We start from the raw sequence: 19,018 nt of genomic DNA, 5'->3' as shown, positions 1-19,018 counted from the left end.
TTCTGATTGATTAATTAAATGAATATTTTTATAGTTTTTTTGTAAATACTTCGCAGATAAAAATTGTTTTAAGGCATTCGATCTTGAAATACTACTAGAATTGAGCCTATAAGTAAGCGTTACATCATTACAATTACCAATCCGATATTTTTGAGAGCATCTCAATAAAAAATCATAATCTTCACAGGTGTGTAAATTCCGATATCCATTTAAATCAGTATACACTTCTCTTTTGACTAGCCATGTTGGATGAGGAACACAATTATCGTATTTCAAAATACTATTAATAAAAGTATTAGAAACAGGATGATTAGAAGATTTTTGTAGAACATTTCCACTTTCGTCAATTATTCTAACTTTAGATCCAATTAAGTCATAGTTATACTTTTTCAAGTAAACCAATTGCTTATATAGTCTGGTATGATCTGAAATATCATCCGCATCCATTCGTGCTATATATTCACCATTACAATACGCTAAAGCTTTATTTAAACTATTTGTTAGTCCTATGTTTTTTTCATTTTCAACCACGATTATGCGCTCGTCTCTATTTGCATAATCAGATACAACGCTTTTAATCATAGTATTATCTGGATTATCTAATACAATAATAAATTCAATTTTTGAATATGTTTGATTCAAAATAGATTCAATACTGGCTTTTAACCAGTCCATCTTTTCATTATAAGTACTCATTATGACGGAAATTAAATCTTTCATTATACACATCCCCATTAGTCATGTTCCAACTGATGAAATGCCCTTTTTATCTTTCCTTCACTTTCAATGAACAACCGTTTCCACCTATCGCAGAATTTAGTAAGAGCTGTTCAAATGATGTTAGTATTTGAGAACATGACGAATGACTCCATTGCGATAAGCTTCGTTTGGACAAATATTTTGCTATTTACTACTTATATGAAGGTGAATTTCTCTTTATACATGGTGAAGAATTTTCGGTTGTTAGGCAAAAGAGAACGTAAAAAATATAAAAGTGCTAACTTTTATACCAAGTTTTAGGTAAATTCAGCACTTTTATAATAACAAGCAATTTTTTTTAGTTAGTTACATTTTTAAATTAAGTTTTTATCCGTTCAGTATCTTTGATTGTTATGCCATTTCCAAGCATCTTCAATAATTTCCACTAAGCTTTTCTCTGCCTTCCACCCAAGTTCATCAAAAATCTTTTTAGATGAAGCAATTAGTATTGCCGGATCTCCTTCACGTCTTTCAGAGAGTTCGACATTTGCCTTTTTGCCTGTTACTGCCTCGCAAACGTCTATTACTTCTTTTACTGTATAACCCCGACCATTCCCTAAGTTATAAATTGCCTCTTTATGGTTGTTCTCAAGTAATGAATGTAAAGCAAGAATATGTGCTTTTGCTAAATCGGTCACATGTATATAATCACGAATGCATGTACCATCGGGTGTTTCATAGTCTGTACCATAAATACACACCTTCTCCCTATTACCAGCTAAATGCTGCAATACGATTGGAATAAGATGAGTTTCGGGGTTATGGCTTTCCCCAATTTCCGCCGTTTCAAAGGCTCCTGCTGCATTAAAATATCTTAAAATTACGTAACGTAAATCATAGGCTGTTGCATAATCCATGAGAACTTGTTCAATCATAAGCTTTGATCTTCCATAAGGGTTTATTGGGTTTGGCACAATTGATTCATCAATCATGTTTAGGTTAGGAACCCCATAAATCGCTGCAGTTGAGGAAAATATAATATTTTTCACGTTATACTTTAACATTACACTTAATAAAGTTAACGTAGATGTAACGTTGTTCTCATAATATTTCTGCGGATTTACTACAGATTCACCGACAAGGCTACTCGCTGCAAAATGCATTACCGCTTTAATGGAATATTGCGAAAAAACACGCTCCAGATCGCCTTTTTCTCCTATATCCCCGTGCACAAAAATCACCTTTTCATCAATCGACTCCTCGTGTCCAGTGGAAAGATTATCTAATACAACAACTGTTTCTTTCTTTACTAACTCTTTTACAAGATGACTACCTATATATCCCGCTCCACCGATAACTAATATCAAATGGTTGTCTCCCTTTATTTCATATTTTCATTGTTCTATTACTAATAAAAAGCGCTTTGAAAATAGCGTAGTTGCGTGAAGGCCAATTATTTACACAAAAGCTAAGAGTACTCTGCTAGTTACTTGAATAGCTTCCAGGCATCATGAAAATTGTTTTTCAAAATATTGTTGATATTGTCCATTTATTATTTGATCCCACCAAGTGTTGTTTTCAACATACCATTGAATCGTTTGCGCAATGCCAGTTTCAAATGTGTATGTAGGCTTCCAACCTAATTGCTCTATTTTAGTAGGGTCAATGGCATAGCGTTTATCATGAGCTAAACGATCTGTTACATACTTTATAAGTTTTTCCGATTTTCCTAATGACTTGATAATCGTTTGAACGACTTCTAAATTGGTGCGTTCATTATGCCCGCCAATATTATATATCTCTCCGTTGACACCTTCATGTAACACCACATCAATAGCTGTACAATGATCAAAAACATGTAACCAATCTCGTATGTTTTGTCCATCACCATATAGAGGGATTTTTTCATCCTTTAACACACGAGAAATAGTTAAAGGAATTAATTTTTCTGGAAATTGATAGGGTCCATAGTTATTCGAACAACGCGTAATATTCATTGGTAAGCCATATGTTTTATAATAAGCACGAACTAAGCAATCAGCAGAAGCTTTACTTGCACTATATGGGCTGTTTGGCATTAATGATGTCGCTTCTGTAAAAAAGGTAGATGGTTCAAAATCCAATTCCCCATAAACTTCATCCGTAGAGACATGGACGAATTTAATAATGCCTACTTGCTTGGCTGCTTCTAATACTATTTGTGTCCCTAATACATTTGTTCGAACGAATACCGATGGATCTGTAATGGAGCGGTCCACATGACTTTCTGCTGCAAAATGAACGACATAATCGAATTGTTTCTTTTTAAATAAAGTCATAACCAACTCACGATCGACAATATCCCCTTTTACAAATGTATAGTTATCATTTGTTTCGAATGCTCGATGTTTACTTAGATCACCTGCATATGCCAATACATCTAAATTATAAATTTCATAGGCAGGATACTTATGCATTAAATATTGGATAAAATTGCCCCCTATGAATCCTGCACCGCCAGTAACTAATATTTTTTTCTTTACCATCATTCCTACCTCTTTCAATGTATTGTTAAAAGTGAATGATCCAAGGTATTAGATACTTCCAGCAAATACTTACCATATTCTGTTTTCATAAATGGTAGGGCAAGCTCTAACAATTGCTTCTTTGTAATATATCCGCTTCTAAAAGCAATTTCTTCAATACAGGCGATATAAAGCCCCTGTCTCTTTTGAATCGCCTCAACAAAATTAGAAGCTTCAAGTAAAGACTCATGTGTTCCTGTATCTAGCCAAGTTAAGCCACGTCCAGCTATTTTGACCTTTAATTCGCCCATTCGTAAATATTCTTCAAGAATAGAGGTGATTTCTACTTCTCCACGCACGGATGGCTTTACATTTTTAGCAATCTCAATGACTTTATGATCAAAAAAGTATAAACCTGGCACTGCATATGAGGATTTCGGTCTTTCCGGTTTTTCTTCTATTGAAATAGCATTCATTTGCTTATCTATTTCCACTACACCATATGCACGCGGATCTTTGACATAACAGCCGAATACAATACTACCTCTAGTTAAAGTAGCGGCTTCTTTTAGTCGATTACTCAAATTTGAGCCATAAAAAATATTGTCCCCTAATACTAATACTACAGGGGAATGATCAATAAATTTTTCTCCAATAATAAAAGCTTCGGCAAGACCATTGGGATATTCTTGGACAGCATATTCGAAATGCATTCCTAAATGACGTCCATCACCTAATAGCTCTTTAAATCCCTCTAGATCTCGAGGTGTTGATATTATTAATATATGTCTAATACCCGCAAGCATTAAGACAGAAAGTGGGTAATAAATCATCGGTTTATCGTAAACCGGTAACATTTGCTTTGACATCGATTTTGTTAATGGATAAAGTCGAGTCCCTGAACCCCCAGCTAAAATAATACCTTTCACCTAATTTCGCCTCTTTCTGCTCCCTATTTCATTAATAACTTTATCTTTCGTTTCTATCATCTAACTAATTCATAAATATCTAACATTTCTTTAATTTTACTAATATCGTTAAACATCATGACATCAATTATTGCAAGACCAGGCATAAAATCATTTGAGTATTGCTTGTACGGTGTTAGTATTGGTTGAATAAATTGAATTTCCAAATCATTGTCTGTATATTTTTGTTGTTTGTAAAAATCCTTGCCACCAATCGCATTAATATAGGTAGTCGCATTTAAAGCCTTAGATACTTTAATTCCCCATTCATCTGCTGCATTAGCCTCTATAATAGTAGGAAATTTTTCCGACAGAACAGTAATACTCGTTTCAATACCTAATAATGCGCATGTCTTTCTTAGAGTAAAAGTAATGAATTGACTTAAATTGCTGTTACTATTTGTGAAACAATCCGTTACGAATTCCATAACATTCATAAAATACGGCGCGTTTTTATAAAATATTAATTGATTAAGAATCTTTTCTTGCCAATGCATATTACTATTTATGATAATGTCTTTAATTTTAGTTTCTCTAGGAGCTTTCCATACTGGAACATTAAAATATATACTTTTTCCATGCTCACTCAAGAGTCGGTTCCTATTTATCCAACTTCTTCTCGTATATTGAGCATTATCAAAAATGACAAATTCATCTACCGAATGTATCAGTTGGAAATATCCTAAATACGGAAAAAAATAAGGTTGCATTAAGGCTATCCTCATTCTAAGTGTCCCTTCTTACGTTATTAAATTCTGGAAATTTAAGGAACGAAGTAAAGATTTTGTTCACTTTAAATTAACAAGCCCTGCTTCTATATAATCTATGACTTGCAAATTCTTTTGTTTGATAAATGACGTGTACACTATTCTTTCAAAAGTAGACAAATTTTATCTACATCTTCTAGCATGAGATCCCCATACAATGGTAATGTTAAAACTCTTTCTGCAATATATGTTGCCACAGGTGTATCTTCAGCATTGAACTTATCTTTGAAGCATTCAAAGCTATTCGTTAAAGGATAAAAATACTTTCGGGAATAGATATTATGTTTCATTAATTTTTCATACACTTCATCTCGCGAAAGTTGAAATCCATCAAATACTACAGGGAGGTATGCATAATTACTCGACACATCTTTTGGAGGGGGCAATAATTTAATACCTTTGATACCACTGAGATGTTCAATATATCTCTCAAATACTTTCTTTCGCTTCCCTATTTCCACATCTATATTTCGGAGATTACACAAACCCATAGCTGCCTGAAATTCATTCATCTTAGCATTACCACCTATATACTCAATTGTTTCAGGTCCAGTAATACCAAAATTTTTATAAATATTTAATAAGTCTTTTATGTTAGAATCTCTAATAGTTAACGCTCCACCCTCAATAGTGTGAAAAACTTTAGTTGCATGGAAACTAAACATGGAAGCATCACCAAAGTTTGCAACACTTTCACCAGCTACTTTGACCCCAAAGGCATGAGCAGCATCATATATGACCTTCAGATTATATTTAGTAGCTATTCTTTCAATCTCTTTTATATTACATATATTTCCGTACACATGAACGGCTAGAATAGCGGATGTTTTATCTGTTATTAACCTTTCAATATTATTTGTTTCTAACGTGTAATCATTAAGATTAATGTCAGCAAAAACTGGTGTTAAACCTTTTCTTACGATTGCATGCGTTGTCGATGCAAATGTAAAAGGTGTGGTGATGACTTCGCCAGTTAATTGAAAAGCTTCAATCGCGTATTCTAATGCTAGGTGCCCGTTAGAAAATAGCGTAATATTTTTTGTATTCAAATATCGTTTCAATTCAGCTTCTAAAGCATTATGCTTTACACCCATATTGGTCAACCAGCGGCTATCCCAAAAATCTCTAATTTCTTCAGAGAACTCTATAAAACTAGGCATTGATGTCTGTGTTACTTGAATAGGCTTCATATATTCACCTTCTTGATGCTATTTATTTTCACAAATGAATGCTCAACATTTACCTTCACGAAGTTTGTGATATGTTCCATTTTCTCTAACATGTCACCTTCTGAAGGAAATTTTAGTATCATAGTGCCCAATTTTTCATTAGATCCTGAAAATGCTTTAATATGATTTTTTGATTTAACTAGTAATTCATATTCAACAATACCATTTACTATTTCATCATCCATTTCCACATTTATAAAAACTCCGCTAGTTTCACTATTCAATACGTACACCGACCAATATCCTTGTGGCTCAACCATAGTCAAATCACTACAATCCTCACCTAAAGCCGTCTTAATGGTATATTCGATCAAATCTATACCAGTTGCATATTTTGTTACTTGCGGAATCCAATCGCCACCATTCCGAGCTGCTATCTCAATAAGATAAACATTTTCTTGTTCGTCCACTCGAATGTCAAAATTATAGGAACCTGATTTCATATTGAGTAAAGTCAAGGCTCTTTGAATCTCTTTATGAATTTTTTGCTGAATATGCTCAGACATTTGGCATGGCCAGCTTGAACCAATTGGAACAAATGGATTCGGTGATGCTATTGTCGGAAAATGCTCATTCGTAAAACTACGAAAAACAAGTTTTCCATTTACAGAAAAACCATCCCCTCCAACATGATAACCATGCTTTTCTATATACTCTTCCACAATAAAACGTTTCACTTTCGAAAAACTTAACGCGTACTCTATTTTTTCCTGCAAAGTGTCAATGGAATCTATTTTCGAAACTCCTCTACTGCCTGAAGAATCAACAGGTTTTATCATTACAGGCATGTTAAAATGATGAAAATCAGCTTTAGCTTCTTCCACTGCCCGATAGCCCTTTGCCCTTGGCACGTTAAAATTATTATTTTTCTGAAACTCCCGAAACAAATCCTTATTTGACAATATCTCTACAGATTCATAAGGATGTGACGGTAGCCCAAGTCTTTCAGCAACATAAGCTGCAGTAGGTGCTGCAGGTTCAGACGCATAACTAACTATGCCATCAATGTTTAACGCTTTTGCTAATGATAAGACGCCTTCCTTATCTGTCGTACTGACATTATAGTATTCATGCGCATATTGATGCCCTGGATTTTCTTTTAAATAATCACAAGTAATAACATAGTGACCCATTTCTCTTGCTTTTTTTATTGCTGGAATTTGAGAATGTGCACCACCAAGCATTAATATTTTTTTCATTCTGTGGCCTCCTCATTTACAACAATTTTAGTAGTTGTATTCCTTCTAAACAGACCTTTTATAATCGATAGTAAATAATTAAACGCATCAAAATTAAATACTTTTGCTAACCCTATATATAATACGACCCCTACAATTATTTGAATAATGAGCGTCACACTGTCAGTCAACCCAATCAAGTGGATTGGAAAAACAATAGCCCCCATCACTAAAGATGTCAGCAAAGATGGTTTTATATCTCTCCACTGTTCTAGAATGCTATAGTTTAGTAATTGTAAATTTGGATATGCGTTAATAAAAGTCGATAAAATTCCAACTCCGAGCACTCCTAAAGCCATCATATGAACACCAAATGGGATACTGACAGCTAAAATAATCAATCCTAATATAGTTTTCACAATTTCTAGTTTTAAAAAAATATCACTACGTCCCAAGGCGTTGATTGCTTGTAAATTCGCAGTATGTATAGGCCATAATGCATAACTAATACAAAAAATTTGTAAGAATGGCACGGAAGGCAGCCATTTTTCTGTTAACAAAATTTTTACTAAAGGCTCAGCAATAGCTACTAGTCCGAACATCATCGGAAAAATGACAAATGAGCTCATAATAATGGAACGACGTACCATAACCTTTACCCTTTCTGTATTTTCTTGATGGAAGGATAAAGTAGGAAACATTACGGATTGTATGGAGCCATTAATGTTGTTAATAATGACGCTAGGAAATTGTTCACCCCGATTATAAAAGCCTAATAATGCAGGGCTAAACATTTTACCAATTAGTAGATTTCGAATGTTCGAATTAAGGGTTTCAATCAATGATGAAGCTAATAATTTCCATCCAAACACAAATAAACTTCCGAGCCGCTCCATTGAAAAGGTAAGCTTCGGTCGCCAATTTACGGTAAACCATAATATGATCGTTACTATAAGTTGGTTTGTCATTTGATGTCCAACTAAAGCCCAAACACCATATCCTGTATAGGCCATTGTCATACCAACAACACCAGATATAATGACGGCTCCCATACTACTAAAGAACAGTTTTTTAAACTGCATATTACGTGCAATAACTGCTTGTTGAATTGAATTAAACGCGCCGAAAAATAATGTTAAGGAAAGAATTCTTAAGACAGATAGTAGTTGAGGTTCTGCAAAAAATGAGGCTATGACAGGGGCTGTAAAAAAGAGTACGACATACAGAATAATGGCAACAAATAAGTTTAAATAAAATACAGATGAATAATCCGCTTCATCCACCTTTTTCTTTTGTATCAATGCTATGTTAAATCCACTCTGCACAATCACACCAGCTATTGTTATGAAAATGGTAACAAGGACGAGTAACCCAAAGTCCTCTGGAAGAAGCAGACGGGCTAATACAATCAACACAATAAATTGAATTCCTTGCGTCCCTCCACGTTCTAAAAGCTTCCATAATAGAGAAGAAAGGACTTTAGATTTTGTTAAATCATCGTCCATTAATGATCCTCCTTTTAACAAATCTAAGAAGCTTTGAAATACTTGGACTATATTGATCTATAAATAATATTGCTTTTTTCTTTAATCCTAAATTTAAATAGAGCTCTCTATATTCTCCTGTTTTTGCTTCTTTCAATCTCCCCTCTTCAAGTAAAAGGGAAAACAGCGTACTTTTCTTTCTCCTATTAATAGCATCTTTAAATTTATTGTTCGTATATAGATTTATTTCATTCAACATATCTTCTATCTCAAGATAATGCTGCTTCTTTGTTTCTATATCAGAAAAGGTTCTGCCTGTCCAAGAAGTGCTATCTCCTACTCGATACGAAGACATCAACTCATCCATATAGTACACCGTACCTAGCAATGATAAGTAAATAACTAAAGGGTAATCGCCAACAGGAGCATTTATAAGAAAGTCTGGTCTCTCTTTTCTAAACTTTAGTGGATAAAACATGGAATTTGTTAAAAAAAGACCTCCTCCTCCTTCAATTACTTCTTCAACTGAAAATTCCTTATCTCCTTTATTTAAACGGTTAATTGATACACATTTCTTATCCGAAGCATTTACTACATTTCCACCATGAACACATAGGCTACATTCAGGATGCTTCTCCATATAATCGAATTGTTTTTGCAATTTATAAGGGTCTAACCAATAATCATCCCCCTCACAAATTGCAATATATTTCCCCTTTGCTCGGGTGGTGTTAGCTTGATCTACTGAAACACCTTTAGAATACTGATTTTCTGTTTGATAGATAGGCTTTATCAAATTAGGATATTTCTTTTCATATTCTCTAATAATGTCTGCAGTTCTATCTGTCGAGGCATCATCATGTATTAATATTTCAAATTTGAAATTTGTTTTTTGCTTTAAAAAACTATCCATCGCATCCGCTATATATTGTTCGTGATTATACGCGAGACAGTGGATACTGACCATGATCTTTCCCACCTGATTTTCTCCCCCTGATTGTAGAACTAACTGTTTTTTTCTCAATCTATAAATTTAATCAATTCCGCTTTATAGCGATTAATGAACAGGAAGGTATATTTGATTTTTATCCTACTATACGAATTAAGTTTATACTTTATTCCTGTAGCCTCGCATTAAAATAATTCAACGCGTTTCCGGGAACGAATTTTCGGCAATAATATCTAGACATAAAAAAGCCTTTATAATGGTTGGATGGTAGTAAATCATCCAAATCCAAAATAAAGGACATAAGCATGGATAAGTTTACGCGAAAAAATATGTGCTCCCACTCTGTAAATTCTAAACACCTATTATTTGGTTTGGTGCTTTAAACATAATCCTTTCATATTTCATCATTAAAATACCATCACTGTAGTTGCCAATATCCTTTACATTCGTTTTACCATTTATATTGTTTATTAATAATTCAAGGAAGTTTACACCGCACCCGTAAGCGCATATATAGTTCGCACCAAATCTAGGATTGATTTCCCCTATATAATATTCCCCATTAACCTTGAACACATCTACATCAATTGGACCAGTCATATTGAGTTTATTAACTAATTCTTCAATAAGGTCAAATAATTTTTGATCCTTATAAGAAATGACTTTATCAGCACCACCTATAGTCATTGAGAGTTTTTCCTTTGCAAATATCGATACCATTTTTTGTGAATAAATATCAATATATGCATCTATATCATACTCAGTACCATTTAAAAACTCCTGTATTATATTTTTATGCCCACTCTGAAAACTCTTTTCTATTTCTTTCATATTAGTGCATGCAATAACTCCTCTACTACCATCAGCGCTATTTGGTTTGACGATTACAGGGAACGAGATTATATTTTTCCTATAATCATCTTCAAAAGTTTCTAAATCATTGTATGTCTTTGCACAACGAATCCCATTTGTTGCCAAAAATTCATACGTTAAATACTTGTTATCACAAATCTCGGCAGCACATCGATTAGGTAAGAATGGGATAACCCCAATTTCTATAAATTTATCAATATTTTTAGAGAGAACCATTATATCTTTATCTAACATAGTTAGAATTGCTTTAACATCATTCTCTCTACAAATTTCCAAAAGTTCTTCAACATAATTATCAGCTTCTAGTGATGGTACTATATAGGAATTTTCCACCGAATATAGGGCTGGTAGTATATTTGAATTTCCAGTAGCTATTATCCCCATATTAAATTTCGCAAACTCACGATTAAATACTTCTAACATTTCTACTCTTCTTCCGGGACAGCTAATAAGAATATTCATCCGCCATTTCTCCTTTTAGGTTCATCTTGCCCTATAAACAAAGGCATATTAATATCTTTGGATCTAAATATTCTTTTGTTAAAAGTACAGATAGTGAATCAAACCAAAAACGAATACCCGCTGCTGGGATGATTGCTTTTTTGACTTTCTTTACTTGTTTGTCATAAAGCATACTTGTAATTGTTTTAGCTTTTGTTGTGCTTGTTCCTTTGTTTTAGCTACTGTACCAAAGTAAAACTTACATTTTGGCTCTGTTCCTGAAGGGCGAATCGCTATCCATGATTGATCTTCTAATATGAACTTCAAGACATTTTCTTTCGGTAAATTAAGTTTTGTAATGGAGCCATCTAGATAAATGGCTTGGTTAGTTAAGTAATCTTCTACTACAAGTACCTTGTGATCAGCAATTTCATATATTCTATTTTCTCTAAAGTATTGTAATAACACTTGCATTTCCTTCTGACCTGTAATGCCTTCAAATGTTGTGGACTGTAATACTTCTTCATAATAGCCATATTGATTAAATAAACTGTCTAAAACATCTAGTAACGTTTGTTGTTTTGTTGTGTAGTAAGCCGCCATCTCGGCTACTACCAATGCAACTTGGACCGCATCTTTATCTCGCACAAAGCTTTGGACCAAATAGCCATAACTTTCTTCATAACCAAATAGATATGTTTTTTCCTTTGATTGGTCATACTCAGCAATCTTTTCTGCAATATATTTAAAACCTGTCAGTGTGTTCACAGTTTCAACTCCGTATTGTTGAGCAATTACTGCACCAAGTTCAGAGGTAACAATCGTTTTGAGTAATACGCCGTTTTCAGGTAGCTCATTTTTTTCTTTTTTCGCTTCAAGCAAATACTGTAAGATAAGTGCACCTAGCTGATTACCTGTTAATAATTGATAACCACCCTCTGTTATTACTGCCACACCTAATCGATCGGCATCCGGGTCGGTTGCTAATAGTATTTGTGCACCTGTTTCATACCCTTTTTGTATTGCATACGTAAAGGCTGCTGCTTCCTCTGGATTTGGATAAGGAACCGTTGGAAAATCTCCATCTTGTACAGATTGCTGTTCTACAATATGGACATTCGTAAAACCAAATGCTTGTAAACCTTGTTGTACCGATATTAGCCCTGCACCATGAAGAGGTGAGTATACAATTGGTATCGTGAAGTCGATATTGGTACGTTGTTTTAAACCGAGTAATTTTTCTTGATATGCTTGGTCAATATTAAGTAACAGCCATTCTACAGTTCGATGCTGCTCTAATGTGTGCCATGATGTTGTTGGAATGTCAAAAATATTTTGGATATCATCGAATTTTTCAACGATAGTTTGAATGGCAGATGGCGTCAGTTGCGCCCCGTCCTCCCCATAAACTTTAAAACCATTATATTGTTTTGGATTGTGGCTAGCGGTAATGACCACACCTGCAAAAGCATTTAAATACCTTACCGCAAAAGATAATTCAGGTGTTGGGCGTGCATCGCGAAATACGAATACTTTCACCCCAAATGCCCCCAGAACTTGAGCTGTTTCAATAGCAAAATCCTTTGAGAAATGCCTTGTATCATAGGCAATGACAACACCACGCTGTTTGGCTATTTCCCCGTTTTCTGTGATATACTTCGCTAGGCCGTATGAAGCTCTGCGAATTGTATAGATATTCATTCGATTTGTACCTGCCCCTAACACACCACGCATACCTGCTGTACCAAATTGTAGGTATTGGTAAAATCGATCTTCAATTTGTGTTGCATCATTTACAATGGCTAATAGTTCTTCTTTTAAATAAAAAGGAACAGCTTCCTCAATCCATTGCCTGTAACGATCTTCTACTATACTCAATATGACACCTTCTGTTCATTCAATAATTCCAATGGCATGTAAATCTACAGAGAAGTTTACAGTTGTCGCATGGATTCCTAGCTCCAAATGGTGTCGACAGCACCAATCTGAACATAGTAATCTTTATTTACCGTCAATCATTTCAATACTGACATTAAAGCTTTCCGTATTTTTCCCTTATATTTCTCAAGATAAGTACCAGTCCTTTGCTTAATCCTAAAAAATCTTCCACCATTTCTTCACTTCGATTTTACAAGGTTCTTGTATAACAAAAGGCTGGTTTTTAATTATCCTAACATTATTTTCTAGCAATACATCAATGGCATCTAACTCTTTTTTCTTTTCTAAATAACAAAGCCCTGCATCAAAAAAAAATGGTCGAGATGATAGATTGTGAACATCCGATCCATACGTATGAACTAAATTAGCCCTTACTAGCTCAAGTGAGCGCTTTTGTATTGTGCGACCAAAATAACCAGCTAAGCTACCAGCAGTTATTTGTGCTTTTGCTCCTTCGCAAATTAATCGTTCTAAGTAAACAGGTCTTTCAACAATGGCTTTATTTCGTTCTGGATGCGCAATAATCGGGGTAATTCCTTCAGACAGTAATGCACGAATAATTTTTATTGTATAAGCAGGTACAGTATAGGATGGTAATTCTAACAACATATAACTAGAGCATGCTAATGTGTGGATTTGATTTGTTTTATAAAGTGGAATGATTTTTTCTGATAATCGTACTTCATGCCCGGTAAAAAGTGTTAGAGGAATATTTTTTTTTATGAGTTCAGATTGTAATAAGTGGATTTGATTTCTCACTGTGCTATAATTTGCATGATATTGTGGGTGATAGCAATGGGGAGTGGCTATTATTTTTTTAACTCCTTCTTTTACCGCTTGTTCAAACAATCGCATAGTATCCGCCATCGTTTTTGGCCCATCATCCACGTTCCATAAAATATGACTATGCATATCAACCATCAATATCCTCCTTCCTAATTAGAAAAAGGTCCAATACTTTATTATGCTAAATCTATAAATATTATGAAGACTATTAAAGAACTGGTTATTGGATAATTTAAAGAGCCAATAAAAATAGGCAACTCTTTGTTCGAAACCGAACAAGTAGTTGCCTATCTTTTCACGAAAATAACTTATTATTGCTAAAGTTTTAAAATATTTCGAGCCCGCAATTCGCGACAGTTTTCCTGTAATTATGTGGTGCAAATACCTACCTAGCATATCGACTCGAAAATTCTATTCTAAAATCTATTAATGATTTTATTTCGCATATTCCACGGCACGTGTTTCACGAATAACCGTTACTTTAATATGACCTGGATAATCAAGTTCTTCTTCAATTCGCTTACGGATATCTCTCGCTAAGCGATGTGAAGCTAAGTCATCAATTTTTTCAGGTTGTACAATTATACGGATTTCACGACCAGCCTGAATCGCAAAGGATTTTTCTACGCCATCATAGCTTTCAGAAATTTCCTCTAACTTTTCAAGTCTGCGGATATAGTTTTCAAGCGTCTCACTTCGAGCACCTGGACGAGCTGCTGATAGTGCATCAGCTGCAGCCACTAATACCGCGATGACAGATGTTGCTTCTGTATCACCATGGTGGGAAGCAATACTGTTTATAACGACCGGATGTTCCTTGTATTTTGTGGCCAATTCCACACCGATTTCGACATGGCTACCTTCAACTTCATGGTCAATTGCCTTACCAATATCATGTAATAAGCCTGCGCGGCGAGCTAATGCTACATCCTCACCAAGTTCAGCAGCGAGTAAGCCTGCTAAATATGCGACCTCAATGGAATGTTTTAGGACGTTTTGTCCATAACTTGTACGATATTTCATGCGGCCTAAAATCTTCATTAAATCTGGATGTAAATTATGAATGCCAATTTCAAATGTTGTCTGCTCACCTGTTTCGCGGATTTGTTCATCCACTTCACGACGAGATTTTTCCACCATTTCCTCAATTCGAGCAGGGTGAATGCGGCCATCCTGTACAAGTTTTTCAAGTGCAAGTCGAGCCGTTTCACGACGAATCGGATCAAAGCCTGATAAAATAACCGCCTCTGGAGTATCATCAATTATTAAATCTATACCTGTTAACGTTTCCAAAGTTCGGATGTTACGACCTTCACGACCAATAATACGACCTTTCATTTCATCATTTGGCAAGTTCACGACAGATACTGTTGTTTCAGCAACATGATCGGCTGCAAAACGTTGCAATGCCAGTGATAAAATTTCACGTGCTTTTTTATCTGATTCTTCCTTCGCACGTGTCTCAGCTTCCTTCGTCATCACAGCAATATCAGTTGTTAGCTCTTTTTCTACTTCTCCTAAGATAATAGCTTTTGCTTCATCTCTAGTTAAAGCAGAAATTCGCTCTAGCTCTGATTTTTGCGAGGCAACGAGCTCGTCCACTTTGCTTTCCATCTGTTCAATATGCTGTTGTCTTTCGCTTAGAGCTTGTTCTTTACGCTCTAAACCTGCTTCTCTCTTATTTAGAGCATCATCTTTGCGATCAAGATTCTCTTCTCTTTGCAATAAACGGTTCTCTTGTTTCTGAAGTTCTGAACGACGTTCACGAATGTCATTTTCTGCTTCAGTACGAAATTTGTGAGTTTCATCTTTGGCTTCAAGTAGTGCTTCTTTCTTCAATGCCTCCGCTTCTCGTTTTCCTTCTTCAACGATTGTTTCAGCGACATGTTTAGCACCAGTGATTTTTGAGTCATTCACTTTTTTCATGTAGATATAGCTAACAGCGGCACCAACGATGAGTCCAAGCAAAGCGGAGATGATAGTAATTCCATCCATATGAACACCTCCTCTTGCTATTTGGGTATTACAGTTTCAGTCGGCGCATACATCAATTTTGCCTTGGCATAATCATAGACATCTGCCAAAGTTTTCATCTTCATTTAATAGATCTTCAAAAGCCATTATTAATGAAGTCAGAATGTACTGCCTATTTAAAGTCATAATTCAGAAATTATACATTTTTAATTGTATAGCTAGCCTTAAGCTCTGTCAAGGATAGTAGGGCATCTGTTCGCCCTCGTAAGAAAAAAAGTAAGTCATATCCATTAGGAGAATTAATTACCTAATACTTTTTACACTAACGCTTATTTTATCTTTTATCATGAATGCCGTAGAAGTAGTACATAGGAATTATTTTTCAAAAATGTCATTCACAACTTTCGAAGAATATATGGATTACCTAACAACAAAACCGTTATTCTCCAGTATGTGTAAATAAAAAAATGCATTGCTCTCACTATAAAGAGTGGGAACAATGCATGTATATTATTCATCTTCAAGAAGAAGCTTTAATTCCTCATCCATATCTTCCTCTTCATCATGCGCAGCAATTGTGTATGATGAAGATGCAATTCCGTAAGAAGCACGGATTTTATTTGCGATGTCGTCTAGTACTGCTGGATTTTCTTTTAAATATTGTTTAGCATTTTCACGACCTTGACCTAGGCGCTCATCACCGTAAGCATACCAAGAACCGCTTTTTTGAACGATGTCTAGTTCAACACCTAAATCAACTGTTTCGCCCTCTTTTGAAATCCCTTCACCGTACATAATATCAACTTCAGCTGTACGGAATGGTGGTGCTACTTTGTTTTTCACAATTTTAATTTTTGTACGGTTACCCATAATGTCATTGCCTTGTTTAATAGCTTCCGCACGACGAACCTCTAAACGTACTGAGCTGTAGAATTTAAGCGCACGTCCACCAGGTGTTGTTTCTGGGTTTCCGAACATAACACCAATTTTTTCACGCACTTGGTTAATGAAAATAGCAATCGTTTTTGATTTATTGATAGCACCTGAAAGCTTACGTAAGGCCTGAGACATTAAACGGGCTTGTAAACCAACATGCGAATCACCCATATCTCCTTCGATTTCTGCTTTCGGAACTAATGCTGCTACGGAGTCAATAACGATGATATCGATAGCACCACTACGCACTAATGCTTCTGCGATTTCAAGCGCCTGTTCTCCTGTATCTGGTTGAGATAATAGAAGTTCATCAATATTGACGCCCAATTTTTGTGCGTAAATTGGATCTAGTGCATGCTCAGCATCAATAAATGCTGCTTGTCCACCATTTGCCTGCACTTCTGCAATGGCATGAAGAGCAACTGTTGTTTTACCTGATGATTCCGGGCCATATACTTCAATAATACGTCCACGTGGATATCCACCAACACCTAATGCAGCATCAAGTGCTAGCGAACCACTTGAAGATGTAGCGATTTCTAAATCGGTCTTTTCGCCAAGTTTCATGATAGAACCTTTACCAAAATTCTTTTCAATTTGTTTTAACGCCTGTTCTAAGGCAGCTTTACGATCACTCATTCATTTTCCTCCTTTGAAAACTGTTCACTGTTTTTCTCTATCTCTACTATACTTGTTTTTAAGAGAAGACGCAAGAAAAAAGCGAACATTTATTCGTTTTTTCTTCAAAATAAAAATTTGGGTAACTTTCCATTACCCAAATTTCTATTTTCAACTATATTATGGACCATCACCAAAACGTGTGGTTGATTTCCGTTCCGGCTGGGCGCTTTGTAGCTGCCGCTTCGCTTTTGCTACAGAAAACATTTGTTGCTGCCGCTTCGCTTTCGCACAGCTTCCTGGGGGCGCCCAGCCTCCACTCCAATCAACTTATTTTCATAATAGACGTTTTAACAAAAATTATCCGCAACTTTTGGTGATGAACCTATATTATGCCAAGGCAAATTGATTAACGTTTTTTAAAGCCTCTTTCTTCCAAAAGTTGCATTAAATAATGACAAGTAAATTTCGCCGCGCGCAGTCGATTTGTATTCCGCATACCTGATAAATGAAGTAAATACGTTATTGGTTTTTCATCACCAATGGCAATACCAATCCAAACCGTCCCCGCTGGTTGATGATCATGGGCTGTAGGACCCGCCGCACCTGTTAATCCAATACCAATATCCGTATCAAACTTTTTACGTACAGCACTAGCCATAGCCGCCGCACATTCACTGCTTACAATCCCATGTGTAGTTAAAAATTCCTTTGAAATACCGAGTTGCTTAATTTTAGCCTCTTCCGTATACGTAACAACGCCACCAACAAGGGCATCCCCTACACCTGGTATTTCAGCAAGTTCTGACTGAAATAATCCTGCTGTTAAACTTTCTGCTGCAGAAATTGTTAACTGATTGTCTAGTAACATTTCTACTGTTTTAGAGGCAAGAGAATCGTCATCTATACCGTATTGATAGTTCCCAACAAGCGCTTGAATCTCTGTTACCTTTGCGGCAATAAGATGCTGCGCTTCTTGCTCCGTTTCTGCTTTAGCAGTTACACGCAATGTAACCTCGCCGTCAGAAGCAAGTGGAGCAACAGTTGGATTTGTTTGCGCATCTAAAATATGTTGGACACGAACCTCAAGCTCCGCCTCTCCAATTCCATAAAAACGCATAACATGCGATGTAATTACCCCTCCAGCGTTTAACATCGCACCAAGCTTTGGCTTTGCTTCAAACTGGAACATTGGCTCAAGCTCTTTAGGTGGCCCCGGCAGTAAAATATACGTACGTTCATCCTTAGTTAATATCATGCCAGGTGCCATACCGTGATGGTTTGCAAGTACCTCACTACCCGCTAGTATTAAAGCCTGCTTACGATTATTATCCGTCATTGGACGTCCTCGTTGTGCAAAAAACTGCTCAATACTAGCCAGTGCGATATCATCAAATTCTAGAGAAACGTCAAGATGACGCGCAATCGTTTCCTTTGTTAAATCATCCTTTGTAGGCCCAAGCCCACCCGAGAAAATGATTAAATCAGCACGAGTCTCTGCAATGGAAATAGCTTCTTCCAAACGTTGTGCATTATCTCCAACAACAGTGTGATAATACACATTTATTCCCAACTCGGACAACTGACTAGAAATAAATCTTGCATTTGTGTTCGAAATTTGACCAAGCAATAACTCTGAGCCAACTGCAAGAATTTCAGCATTCATGACCCTCA

Annotated in this window: 15 protein-coding genes; all 15 read right to left on the bottom strand. The window is 35.7% G+C overall.

What is annotated here, in order from left to right; all coding sequences use genetic code 11:
* The coding region (locus tag PVA17_RS00810; protein ID WP_274066629.1) for a glycosyltransferase family 2 protein at positions 1-720 on the bottom strand (720 nt) is incomplete at its 3' end.
* Positions 721-1,094: 374 nt separating this feature from the next.
* Entirely contained in the window at positions 1,095-2,066 is a 972-nt protein-coding gene (gene galE, locus PVA17_RS00805; protein WP_274066628.1) for a UDP-glucose 4-epimerase GalE, read from the bottom strand.
* 141 nt (positions 2,067-2,207) lie between these two features.
* Positions 2,208-3,224, bottom strand: a complete 1,017-nt coding sequence (gene rfbB, locus PVA17_RS00800; protein ID WP_274066632.1) for a dTDP-glucose 4,6-dehydratase — start codon at positions 3,222-3,224, stop codon at positions 2,208-2,210.
* 14 nt (positions 3,225-3,238) lie between these two features.
* Entirely contained in the window at positions 3,239-4,132 is an 894-nt protein-coding gene (gene rfbA / locus PVA17_RS00795) for a glucose-1-phosphate thymidylyltransferase RfbA (protein ID WP_274066627.1), read from the bottom strand.
* Positions 4,133-4,188: 56 nt separating this feature from the next.
* Positions 4,189-4,881, bottom strand: a complete 693-nt coding sequence (locus PVA17_RS00790) for a WbqC family protein (protein WP_274066626.1) — start codon at positions 4,879-4,881, stop codon at positions 4,189-4,191.
* 155 nt (positions 4,882-5,036) lie between these two features.
* Positions 5,037-6,128 (bottom strand): DegT/DnrJ/EryC1/StrS family aminotransferase, encoded by a 1,092-nt coding sequence (locus PVA17_RS00785; protein ID WP_274066625.1) that lies wholly within the window; start codon positions 6,126-6,128, stop codon positions 5,037-5,039.
* A complete protein-coding gene (locus PVA17_RS00780; RefSeq protein WP_274066624.1) occupies positions 6,125-7,366 on the bottom strand; it encodes an ATP-grasp domain-containing protein in 1,242 nt (413 codons plus the stop codon). Before PVA17_RS00780 ends, PVA17_RS00785 begins: the two co-directional genes overlap by 4 nt.
* On the bottom strand, positions 7,363-8,850 hold the full coding sequence (locus PVA17_RS00775) for a lipopolysaccharide biosynthesis protein (RefSeq protein ID WP_274066623.1): 1,488 nt from the start codon (positions 8,848-8,850) through the stop codon (positions 7,363-7,365). Before PVA17_RS00775 ends, PVA17_RS00780 begins: the two co-directional genes overlap by 4 nt.
* Positions 8,840-9,796 carry a glycosyltransferase family 2 protein gene (locus PVA17_RS00770; protein ID WP_274066631.1) on the bottom strand — a complete coding sequence of 319 codons (957 nt, stop codon included), beginning with the start codon at positions 9,794-9,796 and terminating at the stop codon, positions 8,840-8,842. The genes PVA17_RS00775 and PVA17_RS00770 overlap by 11 nt, the downstream gene beginning before the upstream one ends.
* A gap of 333 nt (positions 9,797-10,129) precedes the next feature.
* Positions 10,130-11,113 (bottom strand): ATP-grasp domain-containing protein, encoded by a 984-nt coding sequence (locus PVA17_RS00765; protein ID WP_274066622.1) that lies wholly within the window; start codon positions 11,111-11,113, stop codon positions 10,130-10,132.
* 150 nt (positions 11,114-11,263) lie between these two features.
* Positions 11,264-12,970, bottom strand: a complete 1,707-nt coding sequence (locus PVA17_RS00760; RefSeq protein WP_274066621.1) for a phospho-sugar mutase — start codon at positions 12,968-12,970, stop codon at positions 11,264-11,266.
* A gap of 216 nt (positions 12,971-13,186) precedes the next feature.
* Positions 13,187-13,951: a tyrosine-protein phosphatase gene (locus tag PVA17_RS00755; protein ID WP_132357370.1), complete on the bottom strand. Its 765-nt coding sequence runs from the start codon at positions 13,949-13,951 to the stop codon at positions 13,187-13,189.
* 300 nt (positions 13,952-14,251) lie between these two features.
* A complete protein-coding gene (gene rny, locus PVA17_RS00750; RefSeq protein WP_132357371.1) occupies positions 14,252-15,811 on the bottom strand; it encodes a ribonuclease Y in 1,560 nt (519 codons plus the stop codon).
* A 489-nt stretch (positions 15,812-16,300) separates the two neighbouring features.
* Positions 16,301-17,365: a recombinase RecA gene (recA, locus tag PVA17_RS00745; protein ID WP_132357372.1), complete on the bottom strand. Its 1,065-nt coding sequence runs from the start codon at positions 17,363-17,365 to the stop codon at positions 16,301-16,303.
* A gap of 388 nt (positions 17,366-17,753) precedes the next feature.
* Positions 17,754-19,010, bottom strand: a complete 1,257-nt coding sequence (locus tag PVA17_RS00740) for a competence/damage-inducible protein A (protein WP_274066620.1) — start codon at positions 19,008-19,010, stop codon at positions 17,754-17,756.
* Between the last annotated feature and the right edge of the window lie 8 nt (positions 19,011-19,018).

The sequence above is a fragment of the Lysinibacillus sp. CNPSo 3705 genome (assembly GCF_028674935.1).
Classification (GTDB): domain Bacteria; phylum Bacillota; class Bacilli; order Bacillales_A; family Planococcaceae; genus Lysinibacillus.
Note: the sequence above shows the minus strand (reverse complement) of the source record. Positions and strands in the feature narration are given on the sequence as shown.

Coding starts and splice junctions, on each gene's coding strand:
- PVA17_RS00790 (WP_274066626.1), bottom strand. CDS start 4,881: ATGCAACCTTATTTTTTTCCGTATTTAGGATATTTCCAACTGATACAT.
- PVA17_RS00780 (WP_274066624.1), bottom strand. CDS start 7,366: ATGAAAAAAATATTAATGCTTGGTGGTGCACATTCTCAAATTCCAGCA.
- PVA17_RS00785 (WP_274066625.1), bottom strand. CDS start 6,128: ATGAAGCCTATTCAAGTAACACAGACATCAATGCCTAGTTTTATAGAG.
- PVA17_RS00740 (WP_274066620.1), bottom strand. CDS start 19,010: ATGAATGCTGAAATTCTTGCAGTTGGCTCAGAGTTATTGCTTGGTCAA.
- PVA17_RS00755 (WP_132357370.1), bottom strand. CDS start 13,951: ATGGTTGATATGCATAGTCATATTTTATGGAACGTGGATGATGGGCCA.
- PVA17_RS00775 (WP_274066623.1), bottom strand. CDS start 8,850: ATGGACGATGATTTAACAAAATCTAAAGTCCTTTCTTCTCTATTATGG.
- PVA17_RS00770 (WP_274066631.1), bottom strand. CDS start 9,796: ATGGTCAGTATCCACTGTCTCGCGTATAATCACGAACAATATATAGCG.
- rfbB (WP_274066632.1), bottom strand. CDS start 3,224: ATGGTAAAGAAAAAAATATTAGTTACTGGCGGTGCAGGATTCATAGGG.
- rny (WP_132357371.1), bottom strand. CDS start 15,811: ATGGATGGAATTACTATCATCTCCGCTTTGCTTGGACTCATCGTTGGT.
- PVA17_RS00765 (WP_274066622.1), bottom strand. CDS start 11,113: ATGAATATTCTTATTAGCTGTCCCGGAAGAAGAGTAGAAATGTTAGAA.
- recA (WP_132357372.1), bottom strand. CDS start 17,365: ATGAGTGATCGTAAAGCTGCCTTAGAACAGGCGTTAAAACAAATTGAA.